This is a genomic window from Flexivirga sp. (assembly GCF_035551235.1).
Lineage (GTDB): Bacteria > Actinomycetota > Actinomycetes > Actinomycetales > Dermatophilaceae > Flexivirga.
Genome location: NZ_DASZNO010000038.1, coordinates 32,980 through 48,031, shown reverse-complemented (window position 1 = coordinate 48,031; position 15,052 = coordinate 32,980). Strand labels below are relative to the sequence as shown.

Below are 15,052 nucleotides of genomic sequence, written 5' to 3'. Positions count from 1 at the left end.
TGCGCTACTCAGCCCGCTTGGTGTACGGCAGCGGGAGGTAGGCGCCCATGACCTGGCGGTTGTCGGCCAGGTGCCCCAGGGTGCTCCAGCCGCGTGACTTGTAGAGGCGCAGCGCCGGGTCGTCGGGCGCCAGGGTGGTGCCGAGCAGCGCACGCCCGGTCAGCCCGTCGAGCAGGGCGTCGTGCAGGCCGACGCCGATGCCCTGCCGGCGAGCGTCGGGATCGACTGCCAGCTCTACGAGTTCGAAGTGATCGCGGACCCACTCGGCGGGAAGCTCGGGCAGGGTCCGGGCCACCAGGTCGGGCCAGTGCTGGCCACGCTCGCCGTGGTAGCCCCAGGCGAAGCCGAGGACGTTTTCCCCGTCGAGTGCCAGCACCAGTCGGTATCCGTCGCGTTTGCGGTCCCGGTCGAAGAGCTGCTCGAGCCAGTCCGCCTTCTCCGGGAACCTGCCGAACACTGCGTCATACAAAGCAAATATGCGGTCGGCGTAAGGGGCAGCGGCGTCGCCGTCCAGTAGCTCGATGCGGGTCATCGCGTCTTCTCCTTCTCATCGCACTGGTACAGCGTCGGAATGACCGGCTCGCCCCGGGACATCTGCCGGGCGGTCGGCGGTAGCTCTCCCCGAGAAGCGCGGTGGTGCTCGCGGGCGTCGTTCAGCGTGCCATGGAAGACGCGCTCACCGCCCTCGACGAGCGGCACCAGGAGTGACCGGTCGTCGCCATCGTCGACGGGCGGAGTCCCGATCCCGATCACCTCCGCCTCGGCGATGCCTTGAGGGTTGCGACGGCGCAGCGCGAACTTGCGCCCGCCGATGGACGTCTTGTCCTTGCTCTTCTTGGCCACGCCCTGCAGCTCGCCGGCGGAGTTCTCGCGGGCGACCAGCTTGTAGACCAATCCCGCTGTGGGAGCACCGGATCCGGTGACCAGCTGGGTGCCGACGCCGTAGCCGTCGACCGGTCCGGCCTGCAGTGCGGCGATGGCGAACTCGTCGAGGTCGGAGGTGACGACGATCTTGGTCCTGGTCGCTCCGAGCGAGTCGAGCTGCTCGCGAACCTCCCGTGCCTGCTGCAACAGGTCCCCGGAGTCCAGGCGGACGCCGCCGAGCTCCGTGCCGGCGATCTCAACGGCCAGCTTGACGGCGTTCGGGACGTCGTAGGTGTCGACCAGCAGTGTCGTTCCCGGGCCGAACGTGTCGACCTGGGACTGGAACGCGGCCCGCTCGTCGTCGTGCAGCAGGGTGAAGGCGTGGGCTGCGGTGCCGGTGGTCGGCACGCCGTGGCGTCGGCCCGCCTCGAGGTTGGACGTGGTGGTGAAACCCGCGATGTATGCCGCACGGGCGGCCGCCACTGCAGACTCCTCATGGGTGCGTCGCGAGCCCATCTCGATGCACGGCCGGTCCTCGGCTGCGGCCGTCATACGACTGGCAGCCGACGCAATCGCGGTGTCGTGGTTGAGGATTGACAGCACGAGCGTCTCCAGGACGACCGCCTCGGCGAAACTCGCCTCGACGACCAGCATCGGCGAGCCGGGGAAGTAGATCTCGCCCTCGGCGTAGCCCCATACGTCGCCGGTGAAGCGGTATGACGCCAGCCAGTCCAGGGTTGGCGCGTCGACCACGTGGTGCTCGCGCAGCGACTCCAGCTCCGCGTCGCCGAACCGGAAGTTGTCCAGGGCATCGAGCAGCCGGCCGGTGCCGGCGACCACGCCATACCGCCGACCGTCGGGCAGGCGTCGCCCGAATGCCTCGAAGACACTGCGGCGATGAGCGGTGCCGTCTCGCAGCGCCGCACTCAGCATCGTCAGCTCGTAGTGGTCGGTAAGCAGCGCGGTGGACGCGCCCACGCGTGTGGTCACGCGCGTCACTCTAACGTCGTTGATCGAGGCAGCCTCGCTTCCGGTGGTGTGTCTTGCCTATCGTGGGTGGCGTGTCAGTAGCGCCCCCGGAGCATGCCTCACCCGACGTCGACCTCGACGCCGAGGCGACCGAGCAGACCGACCGGCCGTGGGTGACGCTGGTCTGGAACGACCCGGTCAACCTGATGTCGTACGTCTCCTGGGTCTTCCAGACCTACTTCGGCTACTCCGCGGCCAAGGCCGAGAAGCTGATGATGACCGTGCACCGGGACGGCAAGGCCGTTGTCTCCAGTGGGCCGCGGGAGCGGATGGAGACCGACACGGAGGCGATGCAGGGCTACGGCTTGTGGGCGACCTTCGAGAGGGACGCCTGACGATGGCAACTGCGTTCAAGCGCAAGGGTTCTCGTGTCGTTGCGCGATTGGATGCCAACGAGCGCGCCATCGTCCGCGAACTGCTGGACCAGACACGCGAGTTGCTGACGCCGGAGGGCGGTTTGTCCGGCGACCCGGTCGAGGACCTGCTGGCCGGGCTCGGCAACGCACCGGACCCCGAGGAGGTCGCGCACCGCGATCCCGCGCTGGCCCGGCTGCTGCCGGACGGCCACCGCGGTGACAAGGAGGTCGCCGCCGAGTTCCGGTCACTCACTGAGCACAGCCTGCGGCAACGCAAGGTCGCCAACCTGTCGACGGCGATCGAGGCACTGGATCAGCCGACGACGCGGGACAAGCTCGATCTCGACCTGGGCCAGGCGCAGGCGCTGCTGGTCGGTCTCGCCGACGTACGGCTGGCGCTGGGCGAACGCCTGCGGCTGCGGACCGACGAGGACAGTGAGCAACTGCAGCACGACCTCGCGGTCGCGGGGGAGGACGCGTCGGACGACCCGCGACTGATCATCGGCCTCTATTACGACTTCCTCACCTGGATGCAGGAGTCCTTGGCCGGAGCCTTGCTCTAGCGGGCTTGGCAATAGAATCCGGGCATCATGAGCGAAACCTCCGAATCCGCCCAGAAGCCCCGCCTGCGCGTCGCACCGTCACCCACCGGTGACCCGCACGTCGGCACGGCATACGTCTCGATCTTCGATCTCGCGTTCGCGCGCCAGCAGGGTGGCAGCTTCATCCTGCGCATCGAGGACACCGACCGCGCGCGGTTCCAGGAGGACAGCGAGCAGCAGCTCTACGACACGCTGCACTGGCTCGGGCTCGGCTGGGACGAGGGCCCGGACAAGGGCGGCCCGTTCGCGCCGTACAAGCAGTCCGAGCGGCTGGACACCTATCAGCCGTATGTCGAGCAGCTGATCGCCGACGGGCACGCCTACTACTGCTGGTGCTCCGGTGAGCGGCTGACGCAGATGCGCGAGGTCCAGCAGAAGACCAAGCAGCCGACCGGCTACGACCGCACCTGCCTCGGCAAGACCAAGGAGGAGCGCGCCAAGCTGCCAGGGTTCAACGAGACCCCGGTCGTGCGGATGCTGATCCCGGACGATGCGCCGCTGCAGTTCGAGGACCTCATCATGGGCCCGACGAAGGCGCCGAAACCGGACGACCAGGTCATCCTCAAGGCCGACGGGTTCCCGACATACCACTTGGCGGTCGTCGTCGACGACCACCTGATGGAGATCACGCACGTGGTCCGCGGCCAGGAGTGGATCTCCTCGACGCCCAAGCACATCCTGCTCTACCAGTGGCTCGGCTGGCAGGCTCCGCAGTTCGCGCACATCCCGCTGCTGCGCGACGAGAAGCGGGCCAAGATCTCCAAGCGCAAGAGCCCGTGGGCCAAGCTCACGTGGTTCCAGAAGCAGGGTTACCTGCCCGAGGCGCTGGTCAATTTCCTTGCGCTGCAAGGCCATCCGCCGATCATCGAGGACGACGGCACCGAGCGGGAGACGTTCACCTTCGAGGAGTTCAGCAAGCACTTCGACTGGCACAAGATCAACCCCGCCGGTGCGGTCTTCAACCTCGACAAGCTGAACTGGCTCAACGGTCACTACCTGCGCGAGCTGTCCGAGCAGGACCTTGCGCAGCGGTTGCTGCCGTTCCTGCAGCGCGACGGAGCCCTGCCGCAGCCGGCGTCGCTCCCGCAGCTGGGCCGGTTGAACGCGCTGGTGCCGCTCATCCAGACGCGCATCAACCTGCTCTCGGAGGCGGCCCCGCTCGTCGCGCCCTTCTACGTCGAGGACGACGAGCTGGAGATCGCCGAGGACGCCCGCAAGCAGCTCAAGGAGAGCGCGCCGGAGGTTCTGGATGCGGCCATCGCCGCCCTGGAGCCGATCAGCGGCGCGATCGGCAACCCCGATGGCAGTGGGCTCCAGTGGACCGCCGCGCGCCTCGAGGAGGCGCTGCGCGGTGCCATCGTCGACGGGCTCGGCATCAAGCCACGGCTCGCGTTCGGACCGCTCCGGACCGCGGTGTCCGGGCAGCGCATCTCGCCGCCGTTGTTCGAGTCGATGGAGATCCTCGGCAAGGACTCGACGCTGCGCCGGCTGAGGGCACTGCGCGCGACCGTCTGAACCCGAGCGATCGGAAAGCAAACGATCGGAAAGCAGACGAGAAAGCATTGCGCATGAAGCCTCTCCGGATGTCCGTCACGGCCGTCCTGCTCGACATCGACGACACCCTGGTCGACACCACATCGGCCATGATCGGCGCCGGCGCGGTCGGTATGGCGGCGGTGTGGCCCGAGCAGGATCCGCAGTGGCACGAGCATGCCGCGGTGCGCTTCCGGACCGACCCGGGCGGCTTCTTCCGCCGTTACACCGCGGGCACGCTCGACTTCGAGACGATGCGTGCGCACCGGCTGGCAGAGGTCGGGGTGGCGCACGGGCTGCCCGTGCCGTCGCGTGCGTTCGAGATGTATGAGAAGGCGTTCCGCCCTGCGTTCCTGGCGCGGCAGCATCGGTATGGCGACGTGCTGCCCTTCCTGCAGGCGTGCGACGAGGCGGGCATCGCGGTCGGCGCACTCACGAACTCGTCGGAGGAAGCGACGCTGCCGAAGCTCGCCGCGACCGACCTGGCGGGCCGCTTCGGCGCGCTGGTCACGCGGGACACGCTCGGCTTCGGCAAGCCCGATGCCCGAGTCTTCCGGGAGGCGTGCGAGCGCCTGGGCAGCGAGCCCGCCGGCACGGCATACATCGGTGATGAATGGGAGGCCGACATCGTGGGCGCGAGCGATGCCGGATTGCACCCGATCTGGCTGCGACGACGCGGCGACAACACGCCGGCGTCCCCGGTGGATGTGCCGTTCATCACGACGCTGGCGGAAGTCTCGCCGGTCGCCGACGGATTGGACCTCCCCGATTTGGGCGCAGCCCCTTCGACCGGGTAGTGTCTCACCTCGGTTCACCTCGTCGGAGGCGTCAGGCCAGCGACGGAGTGATACCCCCATGGGGTATGGTGTAATCGGCAGCACGACTGATTCTGGTTCAGTTAGTCTAGGTTCGAGTCCTGGTACCCCAGCCATCGGCGAGAGATCGCCGATTCGGCGAAATCACCCGGTTCGGGTATGGTTTCACCGGTCGCGGCCCCATCGTATAGCGGCCTAGTACGTCGCCCTCTCACGGCGGTAACGCGGGTTCGAATCCCGCTGGGGTCACGTTGAGACGAAGCGCCCGAGTCCTCCAAGGACTCGGGCGCTTCGCGATTGTTGCCGGTTCCTCAGCCCTGCATCGCCCGGCGCACGGCCTTCGTCACGGCTCGCACTGCCGAGTCGGGAGTTGCGGAGGCGGCACGCACCGACATACGCACGTCGGGCGGCTCCGGGAGGTCGGTGCGTTCGATCAGTCCTTCGGGGGCGCGGCCGATGTGGGGGAGCAGGATGACGCCGAGCCCGGCACGGGCCGCCGAGTAGCCACCCGACAGGTTCGACACCTCCGCGACGAGCTCGTGCTCGAGGCCGCCCGCGGTCAGCGTGTCGAAGGTCGGCCGGCGCAGCATGCACGGCTCGTCGAACGCGATCACCGGCAGGGGCGCCCCGGCCGGCGCCCGGAAGTCCTGTGCGGCGAACCAGCACAGCCGCAGCCGGCTGCGCTCGGCCGCCGGTGGACTGGTGAGTTCGGCGAGGACGATCAGATCCGCCACGCCGTCGTCCAGGGCACGCTCGACCTGCGCGGTGCGATCGAGGCGGAAGCGGAAACTCGTGTCCGGGAGCGCCTCGCGCAGCGCACTCGAGATCTCCGGCAGCAGCATCTCGGCGGCATGCTCCGAGGCGCCGATGGTGAGCGTGCGCGAGTCCGGGCTCTCGAAGAACCGCACGGCGTCGTCGTGCTCGGCCAGGATGCGGCGCGCACTGCGCAGCAGCTGATCGCCGTCCGGCGTGAACCGGGTCTGTCGGCCGCTGCGCTCGACCAGCTGACGCCCGGTCGCCTGCTCGAGCTTGCGGACGTGCTGACTGACGGCCGACTGGGTCAGGTGCAGCGTGAGGGCGGCGCGGTGGAAGCCACCCGAGCCGGCTATCGCGACGAGGGAGCGCAGGGGAGTGATGTCGAGTGTCGCGGACATGACGCCACGATAACCGATTAGTGAATGCGATTGATCATGATCACTCATCATTGTTGGACAGGGGGCACGTGGCGGTCCGAGGATGAAGTCGTGAAACTTCCCGTGCGACTGTCGCTCGTCGTCGTCCTCCTCTACGCCCTGGGCTACCCGATCGGAGCGCTCGCCGTGCAGGCGATGTCGCCGGGGCTGGTGCTGATCCTGCGGTTCGTCGTGTCGGCACCGATCCTGCTGCTGCTCGCCGCGCGGCGCGGAGTGCCGTGGCCGCGCGGCGCTCAGTTGGGGCACGTGGTCGTCGTCGGCGTGCTCATCCAGGCCGTGCAGTTCATCGGGTGCTACGAAGCCCTCAGCCTGGGGATGTCGCCGGTGCTGGTCGCGCTCATCATCTCGATGAATCCCGTTGTCACTGCTGCACTCGCGATGCCGATGCTGGGCGAGCGGCTGAGTCGGCGGCGCGTGCTCGCGCTCGTCCTGGCCGTCGTTGCCGTGCTGGTGGCGTTCGCGGGCCGGTTGGGCTCGGCGGGATCCCTCGGCATCGGTGTGGTCGGCGTGCTGATCGCCGTCCTGGGGCTGTCGCTCGGCGGCGTCTATCAGCAGCGCTTCGTGCGCGGTGTCGATCCGATCATGGGCACCGGGATCGGGATCCTCGCATCGGTCCCCGCAGCCATCGTGTTCGCAATGACCCAGCCGCTGCAGGTCGATCGCCCCGCGCAGGCCGTCTGGTCGATGGTCGCGATGATCGTTTTCAGCTCGCTGCTCGGCATGAGCTTCTATCTCGCGGCGTTGCGGCGCGGCGGCGCCGGACAGGTGGCGATGCTCTTCGCCGTCATACCGTCCGTCTCGGCGGTGCTGAGTTGGGTGCTGCTCGGCGATCGGCCGGACGCCGGTGTGCTCGGTGGCCTCGTGCTCGGCGCCGCAGCATGCCTGCTCGGCCGCGCACCGGTCCGGGCGCCGGACGTCGGCCGGGCCATGCGCCAGGTATCCCCCGAGCCCGTCGAATCGGTGCGCTGAGTGATCATCGAAGGATGACCACGCATGTCTGGTACGCCTCGTACGGATCCAATCTCTCGCCGCAGCGCTTCGATTGTTACGTCAGCGGGGGGCGACCGGAGGGCGCGCGCCGCACCTACACCGGCTGCCGTGACACGACGATGCCCACCGGTTGCCGCCCGACGCAGTTGCCCGGACGCGTTCTGTTCGGTGCGGAGTCGAGCGTGTGGGGCGGCGGTATGGCGTTCTACGACCCGCAGGGCGAGGGACCATCGCTGGCGACGGCCTATCGCCTGACGCTCGAGCAGTTCCCCGACGTGTGGCTCCAGGAGCGCCATCTGCCCGTCGGGGGCGCACTGCCACTCGACCGGACCATCGCGGCCGGTGAGTGGGTCGGCGGGACGGGACTCTACGACCGGGTATTGGTGGCCGGTTCGATCGAGCGGGAACCCGTGCTGACGTTCACCTTCCCGGCCTCCGTGCAGGTCGCCGAGCAGCCCCCGTCGCCGGCGTATGCCGCAACGATCGAGCGTGGACTGATCGCCACCCACGGGCTGTCGCGCGAGGAGGCGGCGGCATACATCGCCCGGCTGGTCAGCGGCCGCACTCCGGACGGGGCATACGGCGCGGCTCGGTAGGCTCGTCGCGTGTGGATCTGGGTGGTGCTGCTGGTCGTCGTGGTGGTCCTTGTCGTCGTTCTGGCGCAGGCCCGGCGCGGGCGCGGCGCCGACGTGAGCGCCGAGCGCATCGAGGAGTTCGACCTCCGGTTGTCGCACGAGGCGCGCGTCGCGATCGGCGCAGCCATCGCCAGGGGCCGGAAGGTTCTGGCCATCAAGCTCTACCGCGACAGCACCGGGGCGGATCTTGAGACCAGCAAGGCCGCGATCGACAAGTGGTACAAGGGCATTCACGGGTGAACCCGCCGTCCACCGGCCGTCGTCACGGCCGGTGGACGGGATGCTGAACGGGATATCGGGTCAGGCGGACTCGCCGCGGCGCGCGGTGGCCGCGTGTGCGCGGGCCAGCACCTCGGTCAGCTTGTTCGCCCCGGCCACGACGGTGCCGGCGTGCAGCCGGCCCGGCTGACGGGACACACGCTCGATGGGCCCCGAGATCGACACCGCCGCGATGACGCGACCCGACGGGCCGCGCACCGGTGCCGACACCGAGGCGACGCCCTGCTCGCGCTCGCTGACGCTCTGCGCCCAGCCGCGACGCCGGACGGCCGACAGCATCGTCGCCGTGAACTTGGCGCCGTGCAGGCCGCGGTGCAGCCGGTCCGGCTCCTCCCAGGCCATCAGGATCTGAGCGGCTGATCCGGCCTGCATGGTCAGCGTTGCGCCGACCGGGATCGAGTCGCGCAGGCCCATCGGCCGGTCCGCTGCCGCGACACAGATGCGCTGGTCGCCCTGCCGGCGGTAGAGCTGTGCGCTCTCCCCGCAGTGATCACGCAGCGCGCCGAGCACGGGACCGGCGGCTGCGAGCAGCCGGTCCTCGCCGGCGGCGGAGGCGAGCTCACTGAGCCTCGGGCCGAGGATGAAGCGGCCCTGCATGTCCCGTGCGACGAGCCGGTGATGCTCGAGCGCGACGGCCAGGCGATGGGCCGTCGGGCGTGCGAGTCCGGTGTGTGCGACCAGTTGGGCGAGGGTTGACGGGCCGGCTTCGAGGGCGGAAAGCACAACGGCGGCCTTGTCCAGAACGCCGACACCGCTAGAGTTGTCCATGCACTGATACTGACGTCTCAGTCCGCGAGACGCAAGTCCTTGTGGCGAGTTTCACGGTCAGGCTCGGTCGATAACAGGTGATCCGGGGGCAAAACGCTCCCGGGGTGAGGCTCGATGAAGGAGGGTCGACGTGGGAAACACGTTGGCAGAGAAGGTTTGGGAACAACACGTCGTACGTCATGCCGACGGCGAGCCGGATCTGCTCTACATCGATCTCCATCTCGTGCACGAGGTGACCAGCCCCCAGGCGTTCGAGGGCCTTCGACTGGCGGGCCGGAAGGTGCGTCGGCCGGACCTGACGGTTGCCACCGAGGATCACAACGTCCCGACGACCCCCGGCCCGATCTCGGATCCGGTGAGTCGCACCCAGGTGGAGACGTTGCGCGCCAACTGCGAGGAGTTCGGCGTCAAGCTCTTCCCGATGGGTGACGCTGAGCAGGGCATCGTGCACATCATCGGCCCGCAGCTGGGTCTGACCCAGCCGGGTATGACGATCGTGTGCGGCGACAGCCACACGTCGACGCACGGCGCCTTCGGTGCCCTCTCGTTCGGCATCGGCACCAGCGAGGTGGAGCACGTGCTCGCCACCCAGACGTTGCCGCTGAACCCCTTCAAGACGATGGCGATCAACATCGAGGGTGAGCTGCCCGAGGGCGTCACCTCCAAGGACATCATCCTGGCGGTCATCGCCAAGATCGGCACCGGCGGCGGCCAGGGATATGTCCTCGAATATCGCGGGTCGGCTGTGCGCAACATGTCGATGGAAGCACGAATGACCATGTGCAACATGTCGATCGAGGCCGGCGCCCGCGCCGGGATGGTCGCACCGGACGAGACGACCTTCGCGTATCTCAAGGGCCGCGACCACGCTCCGACCGGCGCCGACTGGGACGCGGCGGTGCAGTCGTGGTCGCAGCTGGTCAGTGACGACGACGCGACCTTCGACGCCGAGGTCGACATCGACGCGAGCGCGCTGACGCCGTTCGTCACCTGGGGCACCAACCCCGGTCAGGGCCTGCCGCTGTCGGCGGAGGTGCCCGACCCCGAGAGCTTCCTGGGCGAGAACGAGAGGGCCGCGGCTCAGCGTGCCATCGATTACATGGGGTTGACCCCGGGTATGCCGCTGCGCGAAATCGCAGTGGACACAGTGTTTCTCGGCTCCTGCACCAACGGCCGGATCGAGGATCTGCGTGCCGCGGCCGAGGTGATCAAGGGGCACAAGGTCGCCGATGGCGTGCGCATGCTCGTCGTGCCCGGTTCGGCGAAGGTGCGACTCCAGGCCGAGGGTGAGGGCCTCGACAAGGTGTTCTCCGAGGCCGGTGCCGAGTGGCGGCTGGCGGGCTGCTCGATGTGCTTGGGCATGAACCCGGACCAGCTGTCCGCGGGGGAGCGCAGCGCGTCCACCTCCAACCGCAACTTCGAGGGCCGGCAGGGCAAGGGCGGCCGGACGCACCTGGTCAGTCCGCTGGTCGCGGCTGCGACGGCGATCAGGGGCACGCTGTCGAGCCCGTCCGACCTGACCACCACCAACTGACAACGGCAGAGAGGATCGAGGAACGTCATGGAGAAGTTCACCCAGCACACCGGCGTCGGAGTTCCGTTGCGGCGCAGCAACGTCGACACCGACCAGATCATCCCGGCCGTCTACCTCAAGCGGGTGAGTCGAACCGGTTTCGAGGACGGCCTGTTCGCCGCCTGGCGCAATGATGAGACGTTCGTGCTGAACAACCCTGATTTCAGGAGGGGTTCGGTTCTCGTCGCCGGTCAGGACTTCGGCACCGGGTCGTCCCGTGAGCACGCGGTCTGGGCTCTGATGGACTACGGCTTCCGAGTCGTGCTGTCCTCGCGGTTCGCGGACATCTTCCGGGGCAACGCCGGCAAGGCCGGACTGCTCGCAGCTCAATTGCGGCAGGAGGACATCGAATTGCTCTGGAAGCTCTTGGAGAACGACCCCGGCCTCGAGCTGACCGTCGACCTCGAGCAACGGACCGTGACCGCGGGTGAGCACGTCTTCGGTTTCCAGGTCGATGACTACATCCGCTGGCGCCTGCTCGAGGGCCTGGATGACATCAGCCTGACGCTGCGACACGCGGATCAGATCACAAATTTCGAATCTGCTCGACCGAGCTGGAAGCCGGCGACGCAACCGGCCTGAGCGGCGGCTCGTCATACCACTTCGCGCGGATGTCCCTTGAGGGGCATCCGCGCGAATTTCGTTGTCGTTGAAAGAAGTTGGGATATTTGCTTGTTCGAGGTCCGGGCTTTTCCGCGTCATACAGGGGAAGTTCGCAGGGCCTGCCGCGAGAGCGCCAGACCGCCCAAAGCTGTTGTGCCCTAGGCAAATCGAGCGGCGTTGCAGGTTGCCGACTTGACGTGGTGGGCATACCGTCTGTCTCAATCGAGCGTCAGCTTGAGGACCTGCAATAGGACGCCCGGTCGAACGCCGGCACCACCCGAAGGGGATACGACCCATGAACAAGGCAGAGCTCATCCAGAGCCTGGAAACCCGTCTCGGCAGTAAGAAGGCAGCCAGCGACGCTCTGGAGGCTGTGGTGGATGCCATCATCCGCGAGGTCGCCAAGGGCAACAAGGTCGGTATCACCGGCTTCGGCACCTTCGAGAAGATCTCGCGCGCGGCCCGCACCGGCCGTAACCCGCGCACCGGGACGACCGTGCGCATCAAGAAGACCGCCGTGCCGAAGTTCAAGCCCGGCACCGCATTCAAGACCGTTGTCGCGAACCCGCGCTCGTTGCCCAAGACCGGGAACGCGGGTGGGCGTGCATCGACCGCCGCCGCAGCGGAGCCGGCGAAGAAGTCCGCGGCGAAGAAGTCGACCGCCAAGAAGACCACCGCTAAGAAGGCGACGCCCGCCAAGGCTGCGGCGAAGAAGACCACGGCGAAGGCTGCGGCCACGAAGACGACCGCCAAGAAGGCGACGCCCGTCAAGGCTGCGGCGAAGAAGACGACCGCCAAGAAGGCGACCCCCGCCAAGGCCGCGGCCAAGAAGACCACCGCCAAGAAGGCGACGGCCAAGAAGAGCACCGCCAAGCGCGCATCGCGTCGCTGAGGCCACCCGCCCCACACGTGCCGACGGCCGTCTCGTGACTCACGAGGCGGCCGTCGGTCTGTTTTGTGCGGGTGGGTCGGTCAGCGGATCCGCTGACCCGGGCCGATGCCCTCGATCCAGAGTCGGGTGACGCCCTCGGCGCCCACCTCGATGCTCACCCGCTGCCCCATGCGCAGGTGCCGCAGGTGGGACTTCGCGAACGTCGCATGATCGACGGTCAGCAACCGGCCGTTGTCGGTCAGCACGGTGCCGGAGCCGGAGTCGTTGTCGAAGGTGTGGATCGTCGCCTGCATGACGGTCAGCCTACGGGTGAGTCGATCGGTGATCCGTCCGCCGGTCGTCCGCTGGAGGACTCCAGCAGCCGGCCGGTCCAGGGTCCGACACCGAGTTTCCGGGCCAGAGCGAGCGACGTGTCGTCGTCGACGTCGGTCCGCAGCCGCGGCAGGTCCAGGTCCAGTGTGGTGGCCGAACGCGCATGTCGCGCAGCCGAGCCCGTGCCGAAGCGGGGGACGAGCCGTGCGGCGTCGTGATGGGTCAGCAGCACCGTGCCGGTGCCTTCGTGGTCGGGGACGACGGCTGCCTCCGCCGCGGCGCAGGCGGCGAGCCCGCCGGCGAGTTCCTCGGTGTTCAGAGCGGGCAGGTCGCCGAGCAACACGGCGGCCGGGGTGTGTGGCGCACCGGAGGTGACGGCCGAGATCCCTGCAGCCACAGCTGCATTGAGGCCGCGGCCGGGGTCGTCCACGAGCACTGCACCCGACCCGCGCAGCTGCAGGCGGATCTCGGGATCGGCAGTGACCACGAAAACCTGCTGGGCGGGCACGATGGCAAGCACGGTGTCGAGGGTGTCGAGAGCGATCGCGAGGGCGAGGTCCCGGCGGTGGACCCCCTCGGGTGGACGCAGCCGGGACTTCCCCCTCGAGCTGTGTTTCACCGGAACGATCACGTGCCAGGTCGAGGTGATGGCGGAGTCCACGGGAATGATGTTCTCAGACCGCCCCACGGGCCCGTCGCGGCGGTTCACTTGGGACGCAGCGACGGAGTGGGGTTGGATACTGACAACTGCAGGTATTGTCGCGCCGTGTGCGGGCGGCACCGGTGCCGCCGTGCGGACTTGAGGGTAAGGAGCTAGCACTCGTGTCGCGTCCCCCGATGACCGAGAACATCGAGCCGATGTACTCCAAGGTGATCACGACGCTCTATCCGGTGTTGCAGCGGATCACCTTCCGTGACTGGACGGGCATGGAGAACATCCCGCGTGATGGCGGATTCGTTGCGGCCTCCAACCACATCTCGAACATGGACCATTTCCCGCTGGCCCACTACCTCGTGGCGTCCGGACGCGCCCCGCACTATCTGGCCAAGTCCTCCCTCTTCAAGCCTCCGGTGGTCCGGCAGATCCTGCACGGCACCGGGCAGATCCCCGTCTACCGGGGCACCTCGCGGGCGACCTCGGCGCTCTCCGCGGCGACCGAGGCGCTCGAGCGCGGCGCGTGCGTGTGCGTCTACCCGGAGGGCACGATCACCCGCGAGCCGGACTTCTGGCCGATGGTGGGCAAGTCAGGAGCTGCGCGACTGGCGCTGGAAAGTGGCGTCCCGCTGATCCCACTCGCGATCTGGGGCACCCGGGAGATGATGTGGCCCTACCGCGACAAGCTGCCGAAGTTGTTGCCGCGCAAGCTGATCCACGTTGCGGCCGGTCCCGCGATCGACCTGAGCGATCTGCGTGACGGTCCGATCGACGCCCGGAAGCTACGGACCGCGAGTGTGCGGTTGATGGACGAGATCACCCGACTCCTGGAGGACATCCGGCACGAGAAGGCACCTGACACACGATTCGACCCGCGCACGCAGCACGCGGCGCGCGGTGGTGACGGTCCGCCGGCGAGCGCCGGCCGGTCGGAAACGAAGGGCGACGGATGACTCACGTAGCGGTACTCGGCAGCGGCAACTGGGGCACGGCATACGCGGCGATCATGGCGGATGCCGGTTGCACGGTCCGGCTGTGGGCACGGCGCCAGGAGGTGGCCGACGAGATCAACAGCACGCACCTCAACTCCGGCTACCTCGCCGAACGGGTGCTGCCGGAGACGATCACGGCCACCAGCTCGTATGCCGACGCACTGGACGGCGCGGAGATCGTCGTTCTCGCGGTTCCGTCACAGACCCTGCGCGGCAACCTCGCCGACTGGCGCGAGCTGTTGCCCAGGGATGCACCGATCGTGTCCCTGATGAAGGGCATCGAGCTCGGCACGGGTGAGCGCATGAGCCAGGTGATCGCCGAGGCCGGCCAGGTCGAACAGGACCGCATCGTCGTCGTCTCGGGACCCAACCTGGCACCGGAGATCGCCGCTCGTCAGCCGGCGGCCGCAGTCGTCGCAGCGGCGAGTCCGCGGGTGCGTGCCAAGGTGGCAGAGGCGAGCGCGACGTCATACTTCCGGCCCTACCTGGGCACCGATGTCATCGGCACCGAGATCGCCGGTGCCACCAAGAACGTCATCGCCCTCGCGGTCGGGATGGCATCCGGCATGGGCATGGGCGACAACACGATGGCGAGCCTGCTGACGCGCGGCCTGGCCGAAACCGCCCGGCTCGGAGCGGCGCTGGGCGCCGACCCGCAGACCTTCCTCGGCCTGGCAGGTGTCGGTGATCTGGTTGCGACCTGCGCGTCGCCGCTGTCACGCAACCGCACCTTCGGCTACCGGCTCGGTTCGGGGATGTCGCTCGAGGAGGTCATCGCGAGCACCAAGCAGACCGCTGAGGGCGTGAAGTCGTGTGAGTCGATCCTGCAGCTCGCGCACGGCGCCGACGTCGATGTGCCGATCGTCGAGAACGTCGCCGCCGTGGTGCACGAGGGACGTGCACCCCAGGACGTCGCCGACGCGCTCATGTCGCGCGCCCGCAAGCACGAGGGCGCGTGACC

General features: G+C 68.3%; 18 protein-coding genes and 2 tRNA genes. 14 read left to right on the top strand and 6 right to left on the bottom strand.

The features are described 5' to 3' along the window. Positions 1-4 precede the first annotated feature (4 nt). Positions 5-532 (bottom strand): GNAT family N-acetyltransferase, encoded by a 528-nt coding sequence (locus VG502_RS13080; RefSeq protein ID WP_325550503.1) that lies wholly within the window; start codon positions 530-532, stop codon positions 5-7. Then, a complete protein-coding gene (locus tag VG502_RS13075; RefSeq protein ID WP_325550502.1) occupies positions 529-1,854 on the bottom strand; it encodes a nicotinate phosphoribosyltransferase in 1,326 nt (441 codons plus the stop codon). Before VG502_RS13075 ends, VG502_RS13080 begins: the two co-directional genes overlap by 4 nt. A 71-nt stretch (positions 1,855-1,925) precedes the next feature. Here VG502_RS13075 and clpS point away from each other — a divergent pair, with 71 nt between their 5' ends. The 6 genes from clpS to VG502_RS13045 all read left to right on the top strand — a co-directional run bounded on the left by clpS (position 1,926) and on the right by VG502_RS13045 (position 5,448). Then, positions 1,926-2,228, top strand: coding sequence for an ATP-dependent Clp protease adapter ClpS (gene clpS / locus VG502_RS13070; RefSeq protein WP_325550501.1), 303 nt, complete (start codon positions 1,926-1,928; stop codon positions 2,226-2,228). 2 nt (positions 2,229-2,230) lie between these two features. Beyond that, on the top strand, positions 2,231-2,812 hold the full coding sequence (locus VG502_RS13065) for a DUF2017 domain-containing protein (RefSeq protein WP_325550500.1): 582 nt from the start codon (positions 2,231-2,233) through the stop codon (positions 2,810-2,812). A gap of 27 nt (positions 2,813-2,839) precedes the next feature. Continuing rightward, entirely contained in the window at positions 2,840-4,366 is a 1,527-nt protein-coding gene (gltX, locus tag VG502_RS13060) for a glutamate--tRNA ligase (protein ID WP_325550499.1), read from the top strand. Positions 4,367-4,434: 68 nt separating this feature from the next. Continuing rightward, entirely contained in the window at positions 4,435-5,181 is a 747-nt protein-coding gene (locus tag VG502_RS13055; protein WP_325550498.1) for an HAD family hydrolase, read from the top strand. Positions 5,182-5,240: 59 nt separating this feature from the next. Beyond that, positions 5,241-5,315, top strand: a tRNA-Gln gene (locus VG502_RS13050). Between the two features lie 60 nt (positions 5,316-5,375). Beyond that, positions 5,376-5,448: transfer RNA gene (locus VG502_RS13045), tRNA-Glu, on the top strand. A gap of 62 nt (positions 5,449-5,510) precedes the next feature. Here VG502_RS13045 and VG502_RS13040 read toward each other — a convergent pair. Next, complete coding sequence (locus VG502_RS13040) at positions 5,511-6,353, bottom strand: LysR substrate-binding domain-containing protein (RefSeq protein WP_325550497.1); 843 nt, start codon at positions 6,351-6,353, stop codon at positions 5,511-5,513. A 90-nt stretch (positions 6,354-6,443) separates the two neighbouring features. Here VG502_RS13040 and VG502_RS13035 point away from each other — a divergent pair, with 90 nt between their 5' ends. From VG502_RS13035 to VG502_RS13025, 3 genes are read left to right on the top strand one after another with little or no spacing between them, the layout of a single operon-like run. After that, complete coding sequence (locus VG502_RS13035) at positions 6,444-7,361, top strand: DMT family transporter (RefSeq protein ID WP_325550496.1); 918 nt, start codon at positions 6,444-6,446, stop codon at positions 7,359-7,361. 14 nt (positions 7,362-7,375) lie between these two features. Further along, positions 7,376-7,978, top strand: coding sequence for a histone deacetylase (locus VG502_RS13030; RefSeq protein ID WP_325550495.1), 603 nt, complete (start codon positions 7,376-7,378; stop codon positions 7,976-7,978). Between the two features lie 9 nt (positions 7,979-7,987). Further along, positions 7,988-8,257 carry a hypothetical protein gene (locus VG502_RS13025; protein WP_325550494.1) on the top strand — a complete coding sequence of 90 codons (270 nt, stop codon included), beginning with the start codon at positions 7,988-7,990 and terminating at the stop codon, positions 8,255-8,257. A gap of 60 nt (positions 8,258-8,317) precedes the next feature. On the opposite strand, the gene VG502_RS13020 is transcribed toward VG502_RS13025, so the two are convergent. Further along, the gene (locus tag VG502_RS13020) at positions 8,318-9,064 is read right to left on the bottom strand and encodes an IclR family transcriptional regulator (protein ID WP_325550493.1); all 747 of its coding nucleotides are present in this window, start codon (positions 9,062-9,064) and stop codon (positions 8,318-8,320) included. A gap of 130 nt (positions 9,065-9,194) precedes the next feature. Between VG502_RS13020 and leuC the strand changes: the two genes are divergently transcribed. The 3 genes from leuC (at position 9,195) to VG502_RS13005 (ending at position 12,132) form a co-directional block, all read left to right on the top strand. Beyond that, positions 9,195-10,598, top strand: coding sequence for a 3-isopropylmalate dehydratase large subunit (gene leuC, locus VG502_RS13015; RefSeq protein WP_325550492.1), 1,404 nt, complete (start codon positions 9,195-9,197; stop codon positions 10,596-10,598). Between the two features lie 27 nt (positions 10,599-10,625). Next, a complete protein-coding gene (gene leuD / locus VG502_RS13010) occupies positions 10,626-11,219 on the top strand; it encodes a 3-isopropylmalate dehydratase small subunit (protein ID WP_325550491.1) in 594 nt (197 codons plus the stop codon). A gap of 316 nt (positions 11,220-11,535) precedes the next feature. Next, complete coding sequence (locus VG502_RS13005) at positions 11,536-12,132, top strand: HU family DNA-binding protein (RefSeq protein ID WP_325550490.1); 597 nt, start codon at positions 11,536-11,538, stop codon at positions 12,130-12,132. An 80-nt stretch (positions 12,133-12,212) separates the two neighbouring features. On the opposite strand, the gene VG502_RS13000 is transcribed toward VG502_RS13005, so the two are convergent. Beyond that, positions 12,213-12,425 carry a hypothetical protein gene (locus VG502_RS13000; RefSeq protein ID WP_325550489.1) on the bottom strand — a complete coding sequence of 71 codons (213 nt, stop codon included), beginning with the start codon at positions 12,423-12,425 and terminating at the stop codon, positions 12,213-12,215. 5 nt (positions 12,426-12,430) lie between these two features. Further along, on the bottom strand, positions 12,431-13,105 hold the full coding sequence (cofC, locus tag VG502_RS12995; RefSeq protein ID WP_325550488.1) for a 2-phospho-L-lactate guanylyltransferase: 675 nt from the start codon (positions 13,103-13,105) through the stop codon (positions 12,431-12,433). 176 nt (positions 13,106-13,281) lie between these two features. Here cofC and VG502_RS12990 point away from each other — a divergent pair, with 176 nt between their 5' ends. Both VG502_RS12990 and VG502_RS12985 read left to right on the top strand, forming a co-directional pair. Then, entirely contained in the window at positions 13,282-14,052 is a 771-nt protein-coding gene (locus VG502_RS12990) for a lysophospholipid acyltransferase family protein (protein WP_325550487.1), read from the top strand. Continuing rightward, on the top strand, positions 14,049-15,050 hold the full coding sequence (locus VG502_RS12985) for an NAD(P)H-dependent glycerol-3-phosphate dehydrogenase (protein ID WP_325550486.1): 1,002 nt from the start codon (positions 14,049-14,051) through the stop codon (positions 15,048-15,050). Before VG502_RS12990 ends, VG502_RS12985 begins: the two co-directional genes overlap by 4 nt. Positions 15,051-15,052 lie beyond the last annotated feature (2 nt).